The sequence below is a fragment of the Tardiphaga sp. 839_C3_N1_4 genome (genome assembly GCF_051811045.1).
Taxonomy (GTDB): Bacteria; Pseudomonadota; Alphaproteobacteria; order Rhizobiales; family Xanthobacteraceae; genus Tardiphaga.
In genome coordinates, this window is record NZ_JBPWQD010000001.1 from 1,315,605 (window position 1) to 1,335,783 (window position 20,179).

Below are 20,179 nucleotides of genomic sequence, written 5' to 3' on the forward strand. Positions count from 1 at the left end.
CAGCTGATATGCAGGCGCGCCATGGGGTCATTCAAAGGCAAGCATTTTCAGACCGCACTGTCGGCCATCGAAAGTATTGCCAATGCCGCCTCCATGTCTGCGGTTGGCGATATCGTGGCCGCTACGGCCAAATCGTTCGGCTACAATCACATCTGCTTTCTGGCCTCGACCGGCGTCAACCAACCGTTCGAAGATCGCGTGCTGTTGAAAGTATGGCCCAAAGCATGGGCCGAACAATATAGCGCGTCCAATTTCTATGCCTCGGATCCCGTTGCGCCGCGGATCCGCCGGCAACCCGAGCTGTTCACCTGGTCGGACATCCGGCTCGACGAGGTCAGCCCGATATCACGGAGCATCATGGAGATCGCGTCCGTCGATTACGGATTGAAGTTCGGCCTCTGCGCGCCGGTGCATGGCATGAACGGCTATCAGGCCGGCTTGTCACTCGCTGGCTACGAAGTCGAAGACACCGAGGACGCGCACGGCGCCATCGAACTCGTCACCATGTATGCGTTCAATCGCTTTGCAACGCTTCGCTCTCATCAGCGTGCGAAGTTGATCGCCCTCACCTTGCGGGAGCGCGAGGTCGTCAGCTGGGTCGCTGCCGGAAAGACCGCCTGGGATACGAGCGTCATTCTCGGCATCTCCGAAGATACGGTGAACAAGACCGTCACCGCCGCCATGCACAAGTTGAATGCGCATACGCGCGCGCAGGCCGTGGCCGAAGCGATCACACAAGGACTGATCGCTTTCTGAATTGTCAATCCCCTGCCCACGGAATATCGCGACCAAACTCATCATGAGACCCCTCCACGCAGACGAGCGTGGAGAGCTTTTTATGATCGAGGTCATTCACAGCGGTAATGCTGGGCAGTTCGGCGATCTCCTGGACAAGCAGTTTCGGTTACGGCACGAGGTCTTTGTCGGAGAGCGCGGCTGGACCGCCTTCGATGTCGATGGCGAGTACGAGAAAGACCAGTATGACGATGATGCTGCTGTCTATCTGGTCGCGGCCGATGACGCAGGCACTGTCGCAGGCGGCTTCCGACTCTATCCAACCGTATTGCCTCACATGCTCAGCGAGCATTTTGCGCAGCTTGTCGATGGCGCGCTGATCCAGCGCCGCGATGTACTGGAGCTGACGCGCTTTGCCATGCGCAAATCCGAACGCCGCAGCCATCACTATTTCGAACTGCTGCTCGCGATTCAGGAATATGGCCTGATGGAAGGCCTGTCCGGTTTCACCTCGGTCATCAATCCCTTGCGCATCCCGATTCTTCAGGGCTTCGGACTGGAGATCGAGCCGCTGGGGTTGCCAGCCATGATCGATGGCGAGGCCACCATCGCCGTGCTGTTTCATGTCAGTGAAAAGTGTCTCGCCCGCGTTAGCAAGAGTGTCGCCATCGAAGACAGTGTCTTTGCGTTGCCTCAGACCTCCCGGCGGATCGCCTGATGCCGATGTCCCCCAATCAGTTCCAGGTCATTCAGGGCGGCAAAGACGCCGACGAGCTAATTGTCACGATGCTGCAAGCTTTGCGGCTGGCAAACGCATGCGGGTCCGAGACGACCTATGATCTGCTGCGCATGGCGCTGTTGAACGAAGGCGTTCAGCTCGCCAAGGTGCTGGCGGCGCGCTAGGCGAAACACTCAGATGACATGGGGTTTAGGGAGGTGGTAGGCGGCGAGAGATTCGAACTCCCGACCCTCTCGGTGTAAACGAGAGCATCGTTTAGAGAGCCATTGATATTCTTCGACTTTCTGCCGAAGTTTGTTTGAGTTTTTCGCGGTCTGTTCACGGGCATTCATTGCCAACCGTTGCCGTGAGCCGTGTTCGTTCTTGCTCGTCTGCCACCAAGACGGCGGCGCCTCGCTTGATGACAGCGAGCGACGAACGAGGGCCTGCAAGCGAAACCGTTCCTCGCGGATAGAGAGTAGAACCGCCGTCCCAAGCACGGCTTGTTCCCCGCATCGGCCGGCTGCCGACATTCCCAATACAAAGCAAATGAATCAGAAAACTGACTGCACGAAATCTCAGTCTGCGCATCTGCGCCGGACAGCTTCATGGCGCCGGTCAATAGCCGCCAAATATCCCGGTGACCCGCGCAACCTCCGAGCCGCCGAAGCACTAGACGACCTCGCCACGGCCATCATGGACCTATCCGACGCGGAGTGGTTCCAGCTTGAAGCGCATTACTCTTGGGCGTCCGAAAGGTGGGCCGTTGCCGTAAATGACGCCAGCCGCCTTGTCGGCTTCCGGCCAAACACCGCAACAGTCGCTGGCCTAGTCGCGACCATTGCCGGACTGCTTCGTGTCGAGGTCGCTGCTTGATGAATGCCAAGAAAAAGCCCGAAGACAAAACCCACGACAACGATAATCTTTCAAAGGCGGAAATGCGCGAAGCCGCGCTTCGGCACGTCTTCGCCGGATGGGCGCACAGTGACAGCCTAGCGGATGCGCACATGGTGGCGTTTGAGCTAGGAGCGCTTGTCGGTAATAACGTTTCGGACTACGAACGAGCCAAGAGGGTTCAGGAGTTTCACCTTCGGATACGCAACGTCAGCGAAGATCACTGGCGTGACATCCATCTGTCGTTTTCGGCCGGTCGCGCAACGAACATCGGTCGCGATAATCTTACGCGTCGCTATCAAGCTAAGGGCGCAAGCAAGAACCCAACCATCAAGGCTACGCCGTTCGTCTACGTGGACCCCAAGGCCATCCCAAAGCGGGAATGCCTCTATGGTGGCCACCTGTACCGCAAGTACATGTCCACGACATTTGGCGCGGGCGGCTCTGGAAAATCGACCGTAAAGATAGTCGAAGCCCTCGCGATGGCGACGGGCAAGCCGTTGCTCGGCCATCTACCCGAGAAGCCGTTACGGGTCTGGATAGTCAACCTGGAAGACCCATTAGAAGAGACGCAACGCAAGCTCGTCGCCGCCATGAAGCACTTCGGCATTAAACCCGAAGAGCTTGGCGACAGGCTCCTTGTCGATTCCGGCCGTGACCAATCGTTTGTCGTTCTCAAAAACGACGGCAGAGGGACGACCATCGTCGAACCCGTCGTGTCGGCGATAATCAACGAAATGATCGACAAGGAGATAGACGTTCTTTTCCTTGATCCCTTCATCAGTACCCACGCCGTTGAAGAGAACGACAACGGCAAGATACAACAGGTCGCAGAACAATGGGTGCGTGTCGCCAACGCCACCAACGCCGCCGTCGAGCTTGTTCATCACGTCAACAAGAGCGCCGGCGATGGCAGGGCCGAAGTAACCGCCGAGTCCGGTCGTGGCGCCGGTGCTCTCAAGGACAAAGCGCGCAGCGTACACACGATAAACGGCATGACCGCGCAGGAAGCGGAGAAAGCCGGAATTGATGCGAACGACCGATTTGACTACTTCCGCGTGAATAACGGTAAGTCGAATCTGGCACGACGTACCGGACACGCCGATTGGCGTCGGCTGGTATCGGTCGATCTGGGCAACGGCGGCAACTTCTACACTCCGGGAGATAGCGTAGGCGTTGCCACGCCGTGGCGTTGGCCCTCCGAGGCTGTCACAGACGTACCGGCCGAACAGCTTGCCGAGATCAAGCGGCGCATTTCCGCCGGCCAGTTCAAAGCGCATTGGCTTGCCGCCGATTGGGCGGGGTTCGTCTTCGCGGCGGTCATGGGCATCGAACTGCGCGACAACGCGGGCAAACGCCGACTGGATGGCACCATTCAGCGGTTAATTAGCGACGGCCATTTCAGGATCGTGCATCGCGCTGACAAGACACGGCACGAAAAGCCGTATCTGGAAGTTGCGGCGCCAGTATCAGAAGACACTGACGCAGAGTAACGCACTGGCGCACGCGTGCGGCGGTGGTAGTGTCCCCCCTTTAGGGGACACTACCCACCAACGCACGCAAGTTTGAAATGCTCTGACCTGCAGCGCACGGCACAACTACGTTTCGCAACCTACAATCGATCACGCCAAATTGGCACCAACCGAACAAATAACGTGAACAAAGTGGCGCGCCCGGCCAGCTTTCGGTAAACGTTTCGACACGAGAAGTCATTGTAACGCGCTGGCGAGAGCGCCGGCTCTTTGTTAAGCATCTGACCATCGCACAATTCGCTGTAGTGAAGTAGCGGAGAAGCCGGGTTGCTGATACTTGACTGATCGTCGCAGAACTCAGTCTGACAGAGTTGCCGTCACGCACTGTCATCGGTTAAGTAGATCACGATCAACCGAGCGCGTCGCGTGTCAGTTGAATAATGCCACGTCCATTCATCGCAGCACGAACCGATTCAGCCCGCATATATGCGGGCTATTTTTTTATCTGCACCAACACAACGCGCGGGAACGACGTTCCCGACGAAGGGACAGTCATGGACGATTACGAACAGAGATTCGACAACGACAACGGCATCACGGACTTGCACGAAGGCGATCATAGCCACCGCATCAAGGGCAACGCGGCTCTGCGAAAGCGATATGGCCGGACGGTGGACGATGCGGCAACGGAACGCGAAACGGACGCCAACCTGCTTGCCGACGTATTTGACTCAGCGACGATGCCCGAGACGGAGGAAAGCGATAGCTTGCCGCGTCTGGTTGACGACAAAAGGCGCAAGGAAATGGATGGCGCAAAGCTCGCAGCGGCATGGAGCAGCTTCGATAAGTCCCAACTGGACGCCATGTACGCGACACCGCCCGAATTGCCAGTCGCCGCGAACGATAATGCACGCACCAAATTCAAGCATACGGAACCGTGGCACCTCGAAGAAAACATCAGGCGCGACGGCAGGCTGGAATATCTAGCAACGGCATGTGTTGTTCGAGACGGTTACGATATCGCCTATGGCGATCCGATGGCCGGCGCGATTCACCGTCCCGGCAAGGAATCAACACCTGACTTCGGTGTGCAGCGTACTGCAAGCGGCGAAGTCGCATACGAGCATGATCGAACCCTCGACCGAAAAAAGAGGATATACGACGGCAAGGTGTTGAAAAGCGGCAAGCGCAGGCCGACTACTTCGCGGGACGGCGAACGTGATGCGATACGGCACGACGGCTTTGCTCGAAGGGTAAAGAAGCCGATCGTTGACGCACCATTCAACGCCGTGCACGACGATTTCCTTCCCGAACGTAGAATTGACGCTCAAAAAGATCTGGACGCCATCCGCGCCGCCGTTGGTCCACTGTGGCAGCCGTTAATCGACGCCTGCTGCCACAACCTGACCTTCAAGCAGATCGCTGAAACTCGCGGGCGCAAGCTACCCGGCGAAGGCTCGATTCTTGTGTGGGAAGCACTGATTGCTGCCCATCAAGCGATCAAAGCAAGGCGTGCCACCGATGGGTATCGCGATTTCGTAAGCACAGGTCGTACCACTTCGTTGGCAGCGTAACGGCCTAGCGGCAGGAGACCCGGTTGGGCTTCCTGCCGTGGCATATATGCCAAGTCTTCCGTGGTGGGTGGTAGTTGAGAGGACAATTTCGTCCCTTTACAGACCAAGAAAGTATCCGCCGAATGAAATCAGCCATCGACGTTACAACGGCTGTCGCGTTGAACACCGGCGTTCCACTAAAAGACGTTTCAGCAATCACGCATTCGCTTATGAAATCCGGTGCATGGTATGAAATCGAACACCCGCTGGCCTACTTGCTATTGGCCATCGCGGCCGAAGCGACGCCAAAGACCGCAACGTCTGTCGCACGACATTATTATCATCTGCCAGACGACGACGGAAACCTTGTCGGCGACTTGATCGAGTCCATGATCGAAGTCTTCGTTCGCAAAGAGCGCCGACCGCTGTCGGTCTATGCGTATTGGTCGCGCATCGAGGTCTTCACGAGCGTTCCAGCCGTGCGCATCCATACCAAGTGTCAAGAAGGCGATTTCGAAAAGCTGTATTGTCGCGACGGCTGGGACGACAGCGGCACGCATCGATATTCGATACTTGCCGGCTCAACATTGTTCGACATTGTTGCGTATCTATCGTTGGGCACTGCCGTTGCCTAACAGCCGCTTCTCTCTTCCCCTAGCGGTCAAGTTTTCGAATTCGACCGATGCCGGCCAGTTTGTCGCATACGCGTCTACGTTCGGCGGGCCACCGGACTCCTATGGTGACATCGTTTCACCCGGCGCATTCAAGGCAACCATTGCGCAACACCGCGCCGATGGCACGGCACCCGCTCTGCTGTGGTCACATGATCCCGGCATGCCCTGTGGCGCTATCACACAGATGCAGGAAGACAAGAAAGGACTCCGAATTGAAGGCCAATTAGCCCTCGACGTTGAAAAGGGGCGTGACGCTTACGCGCTTCTGAAACTCGGCGGCCTGTCACTATCAATTGGCTACATGATCGATGCGTCGTCACCGAACGGCAAGCGCGGCCGCGTGCTCAAGGCCGTGAAACTATTAGAAGTCAGCGTGGTGGCGATCCCGGTCAATCCCCACGCGCAATTTGTGTCGGTCAAATCGCCCGACCGCAGCACGCTTACTCAAGAGATCATGGCCGCATCGCGGCTGATCGCAGATTCCGTCATTTAAGGAACATCACTTTATGCCATTGCAGGCAATTGAAGATACGGACTTCGGCGTCTCTGACGCTCTCGACACCCTTACCGAAACAACCGCAACCGCGCTCAAATCGATGGCTGATCGCATCGATAAAATAGAAGCCAAGTCGCGACGACCCGCAGCCGTAAACGACAACATCGCGTTCAAGACCGCCGCTGCGAATGACAATAACCACCCGCTTGTCGCAGAAAAGAAGGCGCTCGCCGACTTCGTCCGCCACAACGTCGAAATCAAAATGTCGGCGAATATCGATCCCGACGGTGGCTATGGAGTTACGCCGCAGTTGAGCGCCGACATTGTTCGCCGACTCTATGACCAGTCACCGATCCGTCAGATCAGCCGTGTGGTCAACGTTGGCTCTTTCGACTCCTATCAAGAGCCCTATCAGGTCGGCGACACTGGCGCTCAGTGGGTTTCGGAAAAGCAGGATCGTCCCGGCCTGACTACGCCATCACTCGGCATGATCGATATTCCCGTCAACGAAATCTATTCGACCCAGCCCGTGACTCAGCGCCTACTGGACGACAGCCGCTTCGATATGGCGTCCTTCGTTATTGAGCGGGTTGCCAACAAGTTTTCACGCGCCGAAGGGACCGCTTTTGTCTCCGGCACTGGCCTGAACCAGCCGCGCGGCTTTCTCACTTACACGACCGACCCCGCCGCTGACTTCACGCGTGATCGCGGCAAGCTACAGCACGTCGTGACGGCAGGTTCGGGGACGGTGACGGTGGACGATGTGAAGAGCCTCTTCTGGTCGCTTCGCGGACCGCATCGGACAAACGCCGCGTTCGTCATGTCCTCGGCGACGGCCAGTGTTCTCGACTCGCTTAAGGACGGAAACGGTCGTTATATCTGGCGGGAAAGCGCGGCTCTTGGCTTGCCACCTACATTGCTCGGTAAGCCTGTCTACTTCGCCGAAGACATGCCGAGCATTGCGGCCAACGCGCTGCCAATTGCCTTTGGAAACTTTCAGGCCGGATATGTGATCGCCGAGAAGGAAGGGAATAGATTCCTACGCGATCCCTATTCGTCCAAACCGAATGTTCTCTTCTATGCGTATCGCCGTGTTGGCGGCGGCGTGGCGGATTTTGACGCGATCAAGCTGCTGAAGATCAAACCGTAACGACTATGACGGGCGTCTTTCTTTGGGTTAAGGCGCCCGTTCAGCACGGCAACGGGCGTCCCGCCGTTGCCGTGCGTCCGCCATAGCGACGGCCACCGTTACGTGATAGCGAAGTAACAGGTTTTGCGATCAAAGTCTGATTTGGGGACGTCATCGTGCCAAAGGGATTTTTATTTCCAATTCTTGTTCTCTCCATCTCGATCGTAATTACTCACCTCTCGCTTCGGTGGCGGGGCTTGAGGCCGTCCAAACGCGTCGGTCTTTGGGAGTGGATGTCTTGGGACGTATTTCCGAAAGATAAACAGACGGAAAACTACGTCGTGCAACGACTATGGACGACTATTCTTGTAATGCCCACGACTGCCGCAATCCTTTGGTATTTTTGGGAACAGTAAGCCGCCCAGGTGGGGGGCATTACATCCTCCCAAGTTTGAGACCAATAGCCGGCGGGGAGTAAAAATCACACGCGTCCAACCCCGGTTCGATTTAGATTTTCGGAATTTCAATGACAGTCACAAAGCCACCGGCCCATCTGCGGCCTGAAACAGCCAAGTGGTTCGCGTCCGTGGTCGCCGACTACGACCTAGACAGCCATCACTTGAAGCTGCTGGCGCTCGCCAGCGAGGCTTGGGACCGCTGTACCCAAGCGCGTGAAGCCATCGCGCAGCACGGTATGACCTACACGGACCGCTTCGACGCGCCACGCGCGAGACCGGAGGTTGCAATTGAACGGGACTCGCGAACCGGTTTTGCGCGCATAGTGCGTGAACTTGGCTTGGACGTGTCGCCGCCTTCCGAAACACGCCCCCCAGCGCTTAGGGCGAACCGCTGATGCCTGTAAGGAAGAGAGCCGACAAGCGACGTGCGGTGTTAGACGACGACCAAGAAGCATGGTTGCGCGGAGAGAATCATTGCGGCTTTGTCGAATTCTTGACCGAACGGCAATTACGCGAGCTTTGGGAGCGGTATGGGGACCATGACGCGTTTGAATGGGCGGAAGGTATGGCGCGGCCTCGCCAGAAAGACTTTGGGTAGTCATTTCGACTGCAACATGCTTCCGGCTTGCGCCCGTGAACTGTACAGATTTTTTCCCGAAGTGGATGTTTACAAGCTTGCTGAATGATAGCGTGCCTGCGCGGGGACATGCTTCAAGACCGGTAGTTATTTCTCTTGTAACAGACGCCATGCCCTCATGGCTTCCTGTAGTTGTTTGATTTCGTTCCGCTGTTCGACGGGCGCTTCTCTGCGGACGATCTCTAATCTTGCGTCCCATGTGTCCAGCATATGCAACATAAAGCGGCGCTGTTCGCCGGACGCCGTTTTCAACTCTTCTACCACTTCGGCGAACCGATTTCTGAAAGCCTGCACGTATTCACCGGCTGAAGTGCCCGTACTAGGTCCCGCGACAAGATGGTGTCCGATTAGCTTCGCTTGACGGCTGTGCTTCTTAATTTGTTCTGCAATGACTTGGAGTTCTAGCAGCAACGACGACAGTGAATTACGGAGCTTCTCATGGTGCGAAGCCGGAAAGCGGTCGCTTAAATTGCTAAAGCCGATAGCGGTTATATGTGCGGCAACGGTTTGATCGGCGAAGGACAACGGTTCCCAAGAATGAGCAAACGCATTTCGAATTTTTCGTAGTCGGTCCAGATCGGCGTGTTGGCTGGCCGTTATCAAGCCAAGCGAGAACGCCATCTTGATGCGCGCGGAGAAGGTGCCGAGGGGGGCGTTGAAACCTTCAAGCAATTGCTTTGCGGCATCGCCGGGGATCAAGAACGCGCCGATGAGATTGCCAAGGGCGCCTTCCGCAAATGCAGCCAGAGAAAGCACAAGCCCACGGTCGTCTAAAGTGTCCAGCATTCTGTTCAGGCGGTTCAAATCACCGAAGACGCTGTCCTTCGGGTATTCGTCGGCGCCACCGCTGCCCAAGCCACTTCGGGGCATTACTTCGCCGCTTCCTCTTTGGCCAAGACGCGAAGCATTTCCATGCCGCACCGTCCGTCCCTCGGCGTATCGATAAATTTGATCTCTTCGTCGCTTCGTTGAAGGTCATCCGCGAGTTTAAGCGCTTCGACCGCTGTTTCCCGCATCGCCGTTGAAACCTCTTTCTTGTTTCGTTGGCCGTATCCAATTGTGAAAGTCATTCAGGCAATCCCCGGTTTGCAGTGACCGCATCTTCCCGTGTCGTCGAAGTTCGGAAATGCGTCTGCCATATACGCCACTGCGTCCTCAAACGTCGCCAGCGGCTTCGACCAACCGGTATGTCCCGAATTGGTCCGTTCTTGGTTCTCTTGCCCTTGGCCATCGCGGCAGTGGGGACACGATCCTTTGTGGATGCGCGCCCGTTTAATTGGAGTCATATGAGAAACGTAGAACAATGTCGGCTCTCTCTCGTCTGGCGCGAAGCGCAGCACGGCAACAGGTGGCGTAGACGGATTGTCCGGTCTTAAGCGTATTTAACTTTCCCGGTCTGGCCGCATTGCGGGCATTTGGGGGACAGGTTCACCAAAAGCGCTTTCGTATCCTTGCAATATGGAGCGAAGGTTTCCGTGCCACCATCGAACCCTTCGAAACTATATTCCTCCCAAGGACGGCTGAAAGGGGCGTCGTTCTCCCGGCAACGCAGCCGTCCTTTATGGCCGCATTCACAGACAAGGGCTTCATACGTGCTGCTGGTCATGCCGCTCTCGACAATAGGCGCCGCCTCTACGACATCGCGGCGCAGCGCTTAAGATTTATCCTTGGCAACCAAACGTTCAACCTCGGCATTCACGGCTTCGTTCAGTCTGTCGAGCATGAAGCTCTCTAGGTTTCCGCCTGCCGCTTTGACGACACTGGCTTCGTGGATGCCAGCGGCTTTCGCTGCCTCCCGGCATTGGAACGCGAGTTGGTCGGCTGTGCCTTTGTCATCAAAGACAGTCGCGTGAACGTTCTCTCGCGCCCAGCCATCCAAGAACTCCCATGGATTCGCCATTCACATTCCTCCCGCTTATCTGGCCGTCTACCGCAACGGTTAAGTTGGTGCGACCCCGCGTTAAAGTAGATCGAATTGCAACTGTTACAAGTGGGATAAGGGCAGATCGCGGCGAGTATTCCGCGCCTGGCAACGGCGTTAGATATCGGCCGCAAGCCGCACGCCGACGCCTTTGCCGTTCCGGGCGGCGATAAATTCGACTCCGGCATCAACATAAGCCCGATAAATGGTGTTCAGGTTCGCCGGTGTTGTAGCCCGCAGCCCGCTTTCAAAATTTTTGACGGTCGAAAGTCCAAGGGACGCCGCTTGGGCTATGTCGGCCAGCGTCCAGTTTAACAGACCGCGTGCAGCGCGGGATTGTGCGGGGGAGATCGGCATTTGCCCCAAGCTTGCAAGAACCAAGCAGAAAAAACAAGCTGTGACCAAAAGGTTCAAGTGGACTCTTTAGACAAAATCCAGTTTATTCCGATCACGTTGACGGCCTCTAATGACAACGTTGGGCCAGATGACCCTTTACGGCTTGCAGACGCTGTCCGCTACGCATTCCCGCATGGCGGCGTGACCGTCAACACACTTCGGTCCGAAGCCAAACGCGGGAATTTGGTGATTACGCGATTGCGCAATGCGGATTTCACGACGTTGCGCCACATTGAGGGGATGAAAGAGAAATGCCGCGTCAAGCCAAGCCAGCCCGACTTTGGCTCCGGCCAAAGAGCGCTGACCGCGAAGCCACTTGGGTCATCCTTCATAGGGGAAGGCAAATCGCAACTGGATGCGGCAAGAGCGCTGTTGCGGAGGCCAACCGAGCGCTCCACGACTACCTTACCCAGCAGACACTGACAGCGCCTAAGACGAAGCAGCGGGCCGCAGAAGAGGTCTATATCGCCGAGGTCGTCGCAACGTATTACACGGCGAAGCAAAACACAGTCGCGCGTTCGATGGCGCTGAAACAGCGGCTGAATGTGCTTCTTGACCATTGGGGCGAGCGCTCGCTGGCGGAGATCACGACCGCAACCTGCAACGAATACGTAAAGTCACGAAGATCGGAGTCAGCGGCGCGCCGAGAGCTTGAGGACCTGCGTTCGGCCGTTAACATGGCTGTGGCTGACGGAATTTGCCGGCACAGCATCAAGGTTACGATCCCGCCGCCGCCAGCGCGTCGCACAGCGTTCTTCGAACCGGCAACATTAGCCAAGCTCTTATGGGCAGCCCATCGGGCTACGGGCGTCTACAAGGGTAAATCCACAGGAAGGCGAACGTTGAGACACGTTGCCCGCTATATCATCTGCGCCACGTACACGGGTAGCCGGGCAGCCCGTATCTGGCGATCATCGTTCATTAAAAAGGAGGGGTACCCCTACGTTGATGTTGTGAACGGGCTTTGGTACCGCACTTGGGAAGGCGAGAATGTCCCCAAGAACAAGCGGGCGCCTGTCCAACGCATCCCGCCTCGGTTGCTGGCACACTTGCGACGGTGGCGGCGCATGGGTGCAACGTATGTCTGCGAGTATCAGGGACGGCCTGCCGATTCGAAGAAGGCATTTGCGAAGCTGGTCAGGTCGGTATTCCCTGACGATAATGAAGGCTTCGTCAGGCACACGTTTCGGCATACGTCGGCTACATGGCTCATGCAGCGCGGAGCGGACAAGTTCGAAGCCGCCGGCTATCTCGGAATGTCGCAGAAAACGCTGGAAAGTGTTTACGGCCATCATCACCCCGACCACCAATCCACCGTGGCCGACGCATTTTCTAAGAGAAGGAAAACGGCCTAATCAAAGCGTATCGTTGCCGGTATCGTTGCCGTCGCTTCGATACGCTTTCGCTAAGGTATTGAAATAGTTGGTAGGCGGCGAGAGATTCGAACTCCCGACCCTCTCGGTGTAAACGAGATGCTCTAACCAGCTGAGCTAGCCGCCCTCACGGCCTCTCTTTAACGCCGGGACTTCCCCGCGGCAAGGCGTTCTGCGTGGATCATCTCGCCCCTATGGATCGTTCGATCCCCTTGGCCGCGCTGGCAGTTCCGCAAGATCATGAATCCAGGGCGCGGCTGACCGGCACCAGATCTGACGTCGTGGCGGCAGCTCGGCGCGCTGGCGGATACTGCCCCAGCGAATGCCCCACTCGTTATCCTCAGTCGCCTCGCCACTGGCGAATATCGGCGAGCCGCATTCACCGCAAAAATGTTGCAGCCGGTTGAGACCGTTGTCGCCGCGCTTGACATAGACCTTCGGTGCACCGCCCGTCATCTCGACCGTGTCGGCCGGTGTCAGCACTGTGACGCGATAGGGCGAGCCGGTCATGGCCTGGCAATCCGTGCAATGGCAGATCGACACCCGCTGCGGATCGATTGTCGCGCGATAGCTGATGAAACCGCAGTGGCATTGGCCGTCGATCTGCATCGTGCCGTCCCCCGAACGATCTCCAAGCAACTACGATCTTGCCACAAAAAACGGCGCCCCGAAGGGCGCCGCTGATTGTTGTCGAGGATATCAGCCTTAGTGGGCCGTCAGGCCGCTGCCGGCCTCTTCTGCGCCGTCGGCCTTCACCGGCAGCTTGGTGTCCTCTTCCCAGACGATCGCCTTGGGCGCCCGCACCAGGGCGTTGGCGATCACCTCGTCCATCCGGGCGACCGGGATGATGTTCAGCCCGCCCTTGATGGCGTCGGAGATCTCGGTGAGATCCTTGGCATTGTCCTCGGGGATCAGCACCGTCTTGATGCCGCCGCGGGCCGCTGCCAACAGCTTCTCCTTCAGACCACCGATCGGCAGGATCCTGCCGCGCAGCGTGATCTCGCCGGTCATGGCGACATCGTGCCGGATCGGAATGCCCGTGAGCACGGACACGATCGTCGTCGCCATCGCCACGCCTGCGGACGGACCGTCCTTCGGCGTTGCACCCTCGGGCACGTGGACGTGGATGTCGCGCCGCTCGAACAGCGGCGGCTCAATCCCGAAGTTGATCGCGCGCGAGCGGACGTAGGATGCCGCCGCCGAGATCGATTCCTTCATCACGTCACGCAGGTTGCCGGTGACGGTCATGCGGCCCTTGCCGGGCATCATGACGCCTTCAATGGTGAGCAATTCACCACCGACATCCGTCCATGCCAGACCGGTAACGACACCGACCTGATCGTCGCTCTCGATCTCGCCGTAGCGATACTTGGGCACGCCCAGGAACTCTTCGAGATTCTTCTCGGTGACCTTCACCACCTTCTTCTTCGAGAGCATCAGCTCCTTCACGGCCTTGCGGGCCAGTGTGGAGAGCTCGCGCTCCAGATTACGCACGCCCGCTTCGCGGGTGTAGCGGCGGATCATCAAGAGCAAGGCGTCGTCGTCGATCGACCATTCCTTGGCATCCAGACCGTGCTTGGAGAGCGCGATCGGAATGAGATGCTTGCGGGCGATCTCGACCTTCTCGTTCTCCGTGTAGCCGGCGATCCGGATGATCTCCATACGATCCATCAGCGGGCCCGGAATATTCAGGGTGTTCGCCGTGGTGATGAACATCACGTTCGACAGATCGTAGTCGACCTCCAGATAGTGATCGGCAAAGGTGCCGTTCTGCTCGGGGTCGAGGACCTCAAGCAGAGCCGACGACGGATCGCCGCGGAAGTCGGCGCCCATCTTGTCGATCTCGTCCAGCAGGAAGAGCGGATTCGTCGTCTTGGCCTTGCGCATCGACTGGATGATCTTGCCGGGCATCGAACCGATATAGGTCCGGCGATGTCCGCGGATCTCCGCCTCGTCGCGCACGCCGCCGAGCGACACGCGCACGAACTCACGTCCGGTCGCCTTCGCGATCGACTTGCCGAGCGAGGTCTTGCCGACGCCGGGAGGTCCGACGAGGCACAGGATCGGCCCGCTCAGCTTGTTGGCGCGCGTCTGCACCGCGAGGTACTCGACGATGCGGTCCTTGACCTTCTCGAGCCCGTAGTGATCGTCGTCCAGCACGGCCTGCGCCGCGGCGAGGTCCTTCTTGACCTTGGACTTCTTGCCCCACGGAATCGACAGCAGCCAATCGAGATAGTTGCGCACTACGGTCGCTTCCGCGGACATCGGCGACATCTGACGCAGCTTCTTCAGCTCATGCTGCGCCTTCTCGCGGGCTTCCTTCGACAGCTTGGTCTTGGCGATCTTCTCTTCGATGTCGGCCAGCTCGTCACGACCTTCGTCGTCGCCGAGCTCCTTCTGGATCGCCTTCATCTGTTCGTTGAGATAGTACTCGCGCTGGGTCTTCTCCATCTGGCGCTTGACGCGCGAGCGGATGCGCTTCTCGACCTGCAGCACCGAGATCTCGCTCTCCATCAGGCCGAGCACCTTCTCCAGGCGCGCGGTGACGGACAGCGTTTCCAGGATTCCCTGGCGATCCGCGATCTTGACGGCGAGATGCGACGCGACCGTATCGCCGAGCTTGGCGAAGTCAGTGATCGCCTGCACGACGCCGACGACTTCGGCGGAGATCTTCTTGTTGAGCTTCACATAGCTCTCGAAGTCCGAGACAACCGAACGCGACAGCGCTTCCGCCTCGACGCTCTTGGCATCGGTATCGGCCAGCGCGACAGCGGTCGCTTCGTAATATTCGGTGCGATCTGAATACTTCTCGACCTTGGCGCGCTCGAGCCCTTCCACCAGCACCTTCACGGTGCCGTCGGGAAGCTTCAAAAGCTGCAGCACGCTGGCAAGCGTACCGATCTCGTAAATCGAGTCCGGCGATGGATCATCGTCCGACGCATTCTTCTGCGTGGCGAGCATGATGAGCGCATCGTTCTTCATCACCTCTTCGAGCGCGCGGATCGATTTCTCGCGGCCGACGAAGAGAGGCACGATCATGTGCGGGAAGACGACGATGTCGCGCAGCGGCAACACCGGATAGGAGTGGCTTTCGCCGTGAACAATGGTTGGCCGGGGTTTGGAGGCAGTCATGGCCCATTCCTTTTGCTGTGCCCCCTTGCAAGCAGTCCGCCCGATGGCGCAACCGCACAAGGTGCCGATTTTCCGTCTTTGCTCGGCCGTCTCAGGCTCTACGTGTCCGGATCGTTATGGCGAATCTTGAGGGAGATTTTGTGTTCGCCGAGAGCATTAGGTGGCTATGGCCCGGGGGGGTGTCAAGTCGCGGAAATACGCATGAACAAGGGCGGTTTACAGAGCGTAGCAGCAATAAAATAGGCGGCTGCCGATCACCGGCAGCCGCCTATTGAACTTAAGTCGATGGGCCCGAAAGCCGCCCTATCAGGCGCTTGCGCTGCTCTCGGCGGTCCGATCCGAACGGTCGGCGTAGATATAGAGCGGGCGAGCCGTCCCATCCACAACCTCCTTGGAGATGACGACTTCCTCGACACCTTCCAGACCAGGCAGATCGAACATGGTTTCGAGCAGGATGCTCTCCAGGATTGACCGCAGCCCACGTGCACCGGTCTTGCGCTCGATGGCCCGGCGGGCGACCGCGCCCAACGCCTCGTCGGCGAAGGTCAGCTCGATGTTCTCCATCTCGAACAGGCGCTGGTACTGCTTGACCAGCGCGTTCTTCGGCTCGACCAGGATCTTCTTCAGCGAGGTCTCGTCGAGATCCTCGAGTGTCGCGACCACTGGCAGACGGCCGACGAATTCGGGGATCAGGCCGTACTTCAGCAGATCTTCCGGCTCGACATGGCGGAAGATCTCACCGGTGCGGCGATCTTCGGGTGCCAGAACCTGCGCTGCGAAGCCGATCGAGGTGGTCCGTCCGCGCGACGAAATGATCTTCTCAAGGCCCGAGAACGCACCGCCGCAGATGAACAGGATGTTCGTCGTATCCACCTGCAGGAATTCCTGCTGCGGATGCTTGCGGCCACCCTGCGGAGGCACGGAGGCAACGGTGCCTTCCATGATCTTCAGCAGAGCCTGCTGCACGCCCTCACCCGACACGTCACGGGTTATCGACGGATTATCCGACTTGCGCGAGATCTTGTCGATTTCGTCGATATAGACGATGCCACGCTGCGCACGCTCGACATTGTAGTCGGCTGCCTGCAGCAGCTTGAGGATGATGTTCTCGACGTCCTCACCGACATAACCGGCTTCGGTCAGCGTCGTCGCATCGGCCATCGTGAACGGCACATCCAGAATGCGGGCGAGCGTCTGCGCGAGCAGCGTCTTGCCCGAACCAGTGGGACCGATCAGCAGGATGTTCGACTTCGCGAGTTCGACGTCGTTGTGCTTGGTCTGGTGGTTGAGGCGCTTGTAGTGGTTATGCACCGCGACCGAGAGAACCTTCTTCGCATGGAACTGACCGATGACGTAGTCATCGAGCACCTTGCAGATTTCCTTCGGCGTCGGAATGCCGTCGCGCGACTTGACCAGCGAGGACTTGTTCTCCTCGCGGATGATGTCCATGCAGAGTTCAACGCATTCGTCGCAGATGAAGACGGTAGGACCCGCGATCAGTTTGCGAACTTCGTGCTGGCTCTTGCCGCAGAACGAACAATACAGCGTGTTCTTGGAGTCGCTGGTACCGACCTTACTCATTCCTATCTCCGTCCGCCGTTCGATCTTTGTCTGCCGGTCGCCCAGTTACGGGACATATCCCGTAGATAGAGCAAAATCCGTACCAAAAAAGACCTCGTTCCAGAATGCCGCTCGAATCACGGCTCACTCGAATCCCCGCGATACTAACCGATCCGCATCAGCGAACCATGCTGACAGCCGATGATCAAGAATTCGCTAATCGGCTCCATCGCCTGGAGCGTGACAATAGCGTGATTTGCGGCATTTGCGCGGGAGAACCCCGAAAATTGGGGAACGTTGCGTGAATGACACCACCCGACCAGCACGAAAGCGGAACTCTCGCGTCTGCTGGCGTCGGCACATAGTACCAATTCGGGAATAACTTGATCGATATGGCTGCCTTGGGACAGGCGGCGCGCGGGCGCCGTCTGTCTCGGTCTCGATATGTTCGCCGAAACGGCGTCGTTTAGGCCGGCTTCGCCGGGGTCGATTCTTCAGCGCGCTTGTCGATGACCTTGTCGATCAGCCCGAAATCCTTCGCCTGATCCGCGGTCATGAAGTTATCGCGCTCGAGCGCGTTGTGAATGTCCTCGTAAGCACGTCCCGTGTGCTTCACATAGATCTCGTTGAGCCGGCGCTTCAGGCTCTCGACTTCCTTGGCATGGATCAGGATGTCCGTTGCTTGGCCCTGGAAGCCGCCTGACGGCTGATGAACCATGATGCGGGCGTTCGGCAGCGCGAAGCGCATGTCCTTTGCGCCAGCCGTCAGCAACAGCGAGCCCATCGACGCGGCCTGACCGACGCACAGCGTCGACACCGGCGGACGGATGAACTGCATCGTGTCGTAGATCGCCAGACCCGACGTCACCACGCCACCAGGCGAGTTGATGTACATCGAGATTTCCTTCTTCGGATTCTCGGCTTCGAGAAACAGAAGCTGGGCAACGGTCAGCGTCGACATGCCATCTTCGACCGGACCGGTCACGAAGATGATGCGCTCCTTCAGAAGGCGCGAAAAGATATCGTAAGCCCGTTCACCGCGGTTGGTCTGTTCGACCACCATCGGGACGAGGTTCATGTAGGTTTCTACCGGATCGCGCATTGATCACCCGAAAGGTTGGAGGAGACACACGTCCATCGGCAAGACTGGAACCGGTTACGGTTTGCCGGGAGAGGACGAACGTCCCGTGATGCAGGAACAACAAACAGAGCCCACAGATATGGACCAATCGAGCGGCAACAAGACCACCGGTCCACATGCCGCCCTGAACCTCAGTTCAAGCCGATTCGGACGGCCACCGCAAAGCACTGGAGCCCTTTTGGAACCTGTTTCGGGCGGTATCCTTAACGTCAAAACGCCGGCTGGAGGACCCGGCCGGCGTTTCTTTTAACGTCTTCTAAGAAGCTGCGGCTCAGGCCGCAGTCTTCTCGTCCTCGTCCTTGTAGAGGTCGTCCTTGGACACCTTCTTCTCGGTCACATTGGCGAGCTCGAGGATGAAGTCGACGACCTTGTCCTCGTAGATCGGTGCACGAAGCTGGGCCAGCGCGTTGGGATTGCTGCGGTAAAAGTCCCACACTTCCTTCTCGCGGCCCGGCATCGAGCGGGCGCGCTCGATCACGGCACGGCTGACCTCGTCATCGCTGACGGTGATCTTGTTCTTCTCGCCGATCTCCGAGAGCACGAGACCGAGGCGCACGCGGCGGTCGGCGATCTTGCGGTACTCTTCCTGAGCGGCTTCTTCGGTGGTGTCCTCGTCGGCGAAGGTCTTGCCCGACGATGCCATCTCCTGCTGGATCGAATTCCACATCAGCTTGAACTCTTCGTCGACCAGCGACGGAGGCGCATCGAACTTGTGGGTCTCGTCGAGACGGTCGAGCAGCAGGCGCTTGACGCGCTGGCGGGTCGCACCGGCGAATTCGGCAACCAGACGCTCGCGCGCGGCTTCCTTCAGCTTGTCGAGGGACTCGAGGCCGAGGGTCTTGGCGAACTCGTCGTCGATCACGGTGTCGACCGGCGATTCCACCTTGGCCGCAGTGGTCTCGAACTCAGCGGCCTTACCGGCCAGCGTCTCGCTCGCATAGTTGACCGGGAACGACACCTTGAGGGTGCGGGTCTCGCCGGCGGCGATGCCGATCAGCTGATCCTCGAAGCCGGGGATGAAGGTGTTGGAGCCGATCGCAACCGGGATCTCCTCGCCGGTACCGCCCTCGAAGGCGACGCCGTCGATGGTGCCCTTGAAGTTGACCGTAACGCGGTCGCCTGACTCGGCCTTGCCGGTCTTCTCGGTGAACGAACGGTTCTGGTCGGCGACGCGCTTGATGGCCTCATCGACGTCCGCGTCGGTCACTTCGGCCACCGGCTTCTCGACGGTAAAGCTCTTGAAGTCGGCGAGCGCGATCGGCGGCACCACTTCGATGGCGACGGTGTAATTGAGGTCCGACTTGCCCGACAGGATGTCTTCGACTTCCTTCTGCTCGGTCGGCATCGTGATCTTCGGCTCGGAAGCGAGCTTGAAGCCACGCTCGTTGAAGATCTGCGTGTTGGTGTCGCGGATCAATTCATCGACGGTCTCGGCGGCAACCGAGCGACCATAGAGACGCTTCAGGTGACCGACGGGAACCTTGCCCGGGCGGAAGCCGTTGAGCTTGACCTTGCCCTTCATGTCATCGAGGCGCGCATCGACCTTGGCTTCGATGTCGGCAGCCGGCACGTTGACCGAGAATTCGCGTTTCAATCCCTCGGAGAGGGTTTCATTCACCTGCATGGCGTCAATCTTCTTCCCGCTTGGTCCGGCCCAATGGCCCGGACATTGTAAATCTGTGCGGCATCAGGCCAGAGCCTGCGCCGGTGGTGCGAACTGTCTCTGCAAGGCCAACCTTGCGGAAACACGTCCGAAAATCGTCATGGTCAAACGCTATGTGCGCTTGGTGCGGGCGGAGGGACTCGAACCCCCACAACTTTCGTCACTGGAACCTAAATCCAGCGCGTCTACCAATTCCGCCACGCCCGCGAAAAACATCATGTCCGGCC

The 20,179-nt window shown here is 58.3% G+C and carries 19 protein-coding genes and 2 tRNA genes; 10 read left to right on the top strand and 11 right to left on the bottom strand.

Annotation, left to right across the window (positions count from 1 at the left end; all coding sequences use genetic code 11):
- The first annotated feature begins 21 nt into the window (after nucleotides 1-21).
- The 9 genes from AB8A38_RS06625 (at nucleotide 22) to AB8A38_RS06665 (ending at nucleotide 8,524) form a co-directional block, all read left to right on the top strand.
- Nucleotides 22-756 (top strand): LuxR family transcriptional regulator, encoded by a 735-nt coding sequence (locus AB8A38_RS06625; RefSeq protein ID WP_439085444.1) that lies wholly within the window; start codon nucleotides 22-24, stop codon nucleotides 754-756.
- A gap of 82 nt (nucleotides 757-838) precedes the next feature.
- Nucleotides 839-1,453, top strand: coding sequence for an acyl-homoserine-lactone synthase (locus AB8A38_RS06630; RefSeq protein ID WP_439085445.1), 615 nt, complete (start codon nucleotides 839-841; stop codon nucleotides 1,451-1,453).
- Nucleotides 1,453-1,638 carry a hypothetical protein gene (locus tag AB8A38_RS06635; RefSeq protein ID WP_315841841.1) on the top strand — a complete coding sequence of 62 codons (186 nt, stop codon included), beginning with the start codon at nucleotides 1,453-1,455 and terminating at the stop codon, nucleotides 1,636-1,638. The genes AB8A38_RS06630 and AB8A38_RS06635 overlap by 1 nt, the downstream gene beginning before the upstream one ends.
- A 690-nt stretch (nucleotides 1,639-2,328) precedes the next feature.
- Nucleotides 2,329-3,840, top strand: coding sequence for an AAA family ATPase (locus AB8A38_RS06640; protein ID WP_439085446.1), 1,512 nt, complete (start codon nucleotides 2,329-2,331; stop codon nucleotides 3,838-3,840).
- A gap of 533 nt (nucleotides 3,841-4,373) precedes the next feature.
- Complete coding sequence (locus AB8A38_RS06645) at nucleotides 4,374-5,393, top strand: hypothetical protein (protein WP_439085447.1); 1,020 nt, start codon at nucleotides 4,374-4,376, stop codon at nucleotides 5,391-5,393.
- Between the two features lie 122 nt (nucleotides 5,394-5,515).
- Nucleotides 5,516-6,007 carry a hypothetical protein gene (locus AB8A38_RS06650; RefSeq protein WP_439085448.1) on the top strand — a complete coding sequence of 164 codons (492 nt, stop codon included), beginning with the start codon at nucleotides 5,516-5,518 and terminating at the stop codon, nucleotides 6,005-6,007.
- Nucleotides 5,970-6,539 (top strand): HK97 family phage prohead protease, encoded by a 570-nt coding sequence (locus AB8A38_RS06655; RefSeq protein WP_439085449.1) that lies wholly within the window; start codon nucleotides 5,970-5,972, stop codon nucleotides 6,537-6,539. Before AB8A38_RS06650 ends, AB8A38_RS06655 begins: the two co-directional genes overlap by 38 nt.
- Nucleotides 6,540-6,552: 13 nt before the next feature.
- The gene (locus AB8A38_RS06660) at nucleotides 6,553-7,692 is read left to right on the top strand and encodes a phage major capsid protein (RefSeq protein WP_439085450.1); all 1,140 of its coding nucleotides are present in this window, start codon (nucleotides 6,553-6,555) and stop codon (nucleotides 7,690-7,692) included.
- Between the two features lie 505 nt (nucleotides 7,693-8,197).
- Entirely contained in the window at nucleotides 8,198-8,524 is a 327-nt protein-coding gene (locus tag AB8A38_RS06665; RefSeq protein WP_439085451.1) for a P27 family phage terminase small subunit, read from the top strand.
- Nucleotides 8,525-8,853: 329 nt separating this feature from the next.
- On the opposite strand, the gene AB8A38_RS06670 is transcribed toward AB8A38_RS06665, so the two are convergent.
- From AB8A38_RS06670 to AB8A38_RS06685, 4 genes are all read right to left on the bottom strand, one after another.
- Entirely contained in the window at nucleotides 8,854-9,636 is a 783-nt protein-coding gene (locus AB8A38_RS06670; RefSeq protein WP_439085452.1) for an MltR family transcriptional regulator, read from the bottom strand.
- The gene (locus AB8A38_RS06675; protein ID WP_439085453.1) at nucleotides 9,636-9,836 is read right to left on the bottom strand and encodes a hypothetical protein; all 201 of its coding nucleotides are present in this window, start codon (nucleotides 9,834-9,836) and stop codon (nucleotides 9,636-9,638) included. The genes AB8A38_RS06670 and AB8A38_RS06675 overlap by 1 nt, the downstream gene beginning before the upstream one ends.
- 584 nt (nucleotides 9,837-10,420) lie before the next feature.
- Entirely contained in the window at nucleotides 10,421-10,666 is a 246-nt protein-coding gene (locus AB8A38_RS06680; RefSeq protein ID WP_439085454.1) for a hypothetical protein, read from the bottom strand.
- Between the two features lie 138 nt (nucleotides 10,667-10,804).
- A complete protein-coding gene (locus AB8A38_RS06685; RefSeq protein WP_439085455.1) occupies nucleotides 10,805-11,101 on the bottom strand; it encodes a transcriptional regulator in 297 nt (98 codons plus the stop codon).
- A 233-nt stretch (nucleotides 11,102-11,334) separates the two neighbouring features.
- On the opposite strand from AB8A38_RS06685, the gene AB8A38_RS06690 reads away from it, so the two are divergent.
- Nucleotides 11,335-12,438 carry an integrase gene (locus tag AB8A38_RS06690; RefSeq protein WP_439085456.1) on the top strand — a complete coding sequence of 368 codons (1,104 nt, stop codon included), beginning with the start codon at nucleotides 11,335-11,337 and terminating at the stop codon, nucleotides 12,436-12,438.
- 68 nt (nucleotides 12,439-12,506) lie between these two features.
- Here the strand turns inward: AB8A38_RS06690 and AB8A38_RS06695 are convergent.
- From AB8A38_RS06695 to AB8A38_RS06725, 7 genes are all read right to left on the bottom strand, one after another.
- Nucleotides 12,507-12,583, bottom strand: a tRNA-Val gene (locus AB8A38_RS06695).
- Between the two features lie 65 nt (nucleotides 12,584-12,648).
- Complete coding sequence (locus AB8A38_RS06700; RefSeq protein ID WP_439085457.1) at nucleotides 12,649-13,065, bottom strand: GFA family protein; 417 nt, start codon at nucleotides 13,063-13,065, stop codon at nucleotides 12,649-12,651.
- A 96-nt stretch (nucleotides 13,066-13,161) separates the two neighbouring features.
- Nucleotides 13,162-15,588 (bottom strand): endopeptidase La, encoded by a 2,427-nt coding sequence (lon, locus tag AB8A38_RS06705; protein WP_093758782.1) that lies wholly within the window; start codon nucleotides 15,586-15,588, stop codon nucleotides 13,162-13,164.
- A gap of 306 nt (nucleotides 15,589-15,894) precedes the next feature.
- Nucleotides 15,895-17,169 (bottom strand): ATP-dependent Clp protease ATP-binding subunit ClpX, encoded by a 1,275-nt coding sequence (gene clpX / locus AB8A38_RS06710; RefSeq protein ID WP_149530612.1) that lies wholly within the window; start codon nucleotides 17,167-17,169, stop codon nucleotides 15,895-15,897.
- A 445-nt stretch (nucleotides 17,170-17,614) separates the two neighbouring features.
- A complete protein-coding gene (locus AB8A38_RS06715; protein WP_089264576.1) occupies nucleotides 17,615-18,250 on the bottom strand; it encodes an ATP-dependent Clp protease proteolytic subunit in 636 nt (211 codons plus the stop codon).
- 310 nt (nucleotides 18,251-18,560) lie between these two features.
- Nucleotides 18,561-19,913: a trigger factor gene (gene tig, locus AB8A38_RS06720; RefSeq protein ID WP_439085458.1), complete on the bottom strand. Its 1,353-nt coding sequence runs from the start codon at nucleotides 19,911-19,913 to the stop codon at nucleotides 18,561-18,563.
- 161 nt (nucleotides 19,914-20,074) lie between these two features.
- A tRNA-Leu gene (locus tag AB8A38_RS06725) sits at nucleotides 20,075-20,159 on the bottom strand.
- Nucleotides 20,160-20,179: the final 20 nt, after the last annotated feature.

What these genes read in the sequence shown, in the direction of transcription:
- AB8A38_RS06625 (WP_439085444.1), top strand. Translation starts at nt 22, where the DNA reads ATGGGGTCATTCAAAGGCAAGCATTTTCAGACCGCACTGTCGGCCATC.
- AB8A38_RS06630 (WP_439085445.1), top strand. Translation starts at nt 839, where the DNA reads ATGATCGAGGTCATTCACAGCGGTAATGCTGGGCAGTTCGGCGATCTC.
- AB8A38_RS06635 (WP_315841841.1), top strand. Translation starts at nt 1,453, where the DNA reads ATGCCGATGTCCCCCAATCAGTTCCAGGTCATTCAGGGCGGCAAAGAC.
- AB8A38_RS06640 (WP_439085446.1), top strand. Translation starts at nt 2,329, where the DNA reads ATGAATGCCAAGAAAAAGCCCGAAGACAAAACCCACGACAACGATAAT.
- AB8A38_RS06645 (WP_439085447.1), top strand. Translation starts at nt 4,374, where the DNA reads ATGGACGATTACGAACAGAGATTCGACAACGACAACGGCATCACGGAC.
- AB8A38_RS06650 (WP_439085448.1), top strand. Translation starts at nt 5,516, where the DNA reads ATGAAATCAGCCATCGACGTTACAACGGCTGTCGCGTTGAACACCGGC.
- AB8A38_RS06660 (WP_439085450.1), top strand. Translation starts at nt 6,553, where the DNA reads ATGCCATTGCAGGCAATTGAAGATACGGACTTCGGCGTCTCTGACGCT.
- AB8A38_RS06665 (WP_439085451.1), top strand. Translation starts at nt 8,198, where the DNA reads ATGACAGTCACAAAGCCACCGGCCCATCTGCGGCCTGAAACAGCCAAG.
- AB8A38_RS06670 (WP_439085452.1), bottom strand. Translation starts at nt 9,636, where the DNA reads ATGCCCCGAAGTGGCTTGGGCAGCGGTGGCGCCGACGAATACCCGAAG.
- AB8A38_RS06675 (WP_439085453.1), bottom strand. Translation starts at nt 9,836, where the DNA reads ATGACTTTCACAATTGGATACGGCCAACGAAACAAGAAAGAGGTTTCA.
- AB8A38_RS06680 (WP_439085454.1), bottom strand. Translation starts at nt 10,666, where the DNA reads ATGGCGAATCCATGGGAGTTCTTGGATGGCTGGGCGCGAGAGAACGTT.
- AB8A38_RS06690 (WP_439085456.1), top strand. Translation starts at nt 11,335, where the DNA reads ATGCCGCGTCAAGCCAAGCCAGCCCGACTTTGGCTCCGGCCAAAGAGC.
- AB8A38_RS06700 (WP_439085457.1), bottom strand. Translation starts at nt 13,065, where the DNA reads ATGCAGATCGACGGCCAATGCCACTGCGGTTTCATCAGCTATCGCGCG.
- lon (WP_093758782.1), bottom strand. Translation starts at nt 15,588, where the DNA reads ATGACTGCCTCCAAACCCCGGCCAACCATTGTTCACGGCGAAAGCCAC.
- clpX (WP_149530612.1), bottom strand. Translation starts at nt 17,169, where the DNA reads ATGAGTAAGGTCGGTACCAGCGACTCCAAGAACACGCTGTATTGTTCG.
- AB8A38_RS06715 (WP_089264576.1), bottom strand. Translation starts at nt 18,250, where the DNA reads ATGCGCGATCCGGTAGAAACCTACATGAACCTCGTCCCGATGGTGGTC.
- tig (WP_439085458.1), bottom strand. Translation starts at nt 19,913, where the DNA reads ATGCAGGTGAATGAAACCCTCTCCGAGGGATTGAAACGCGAATTCTCG.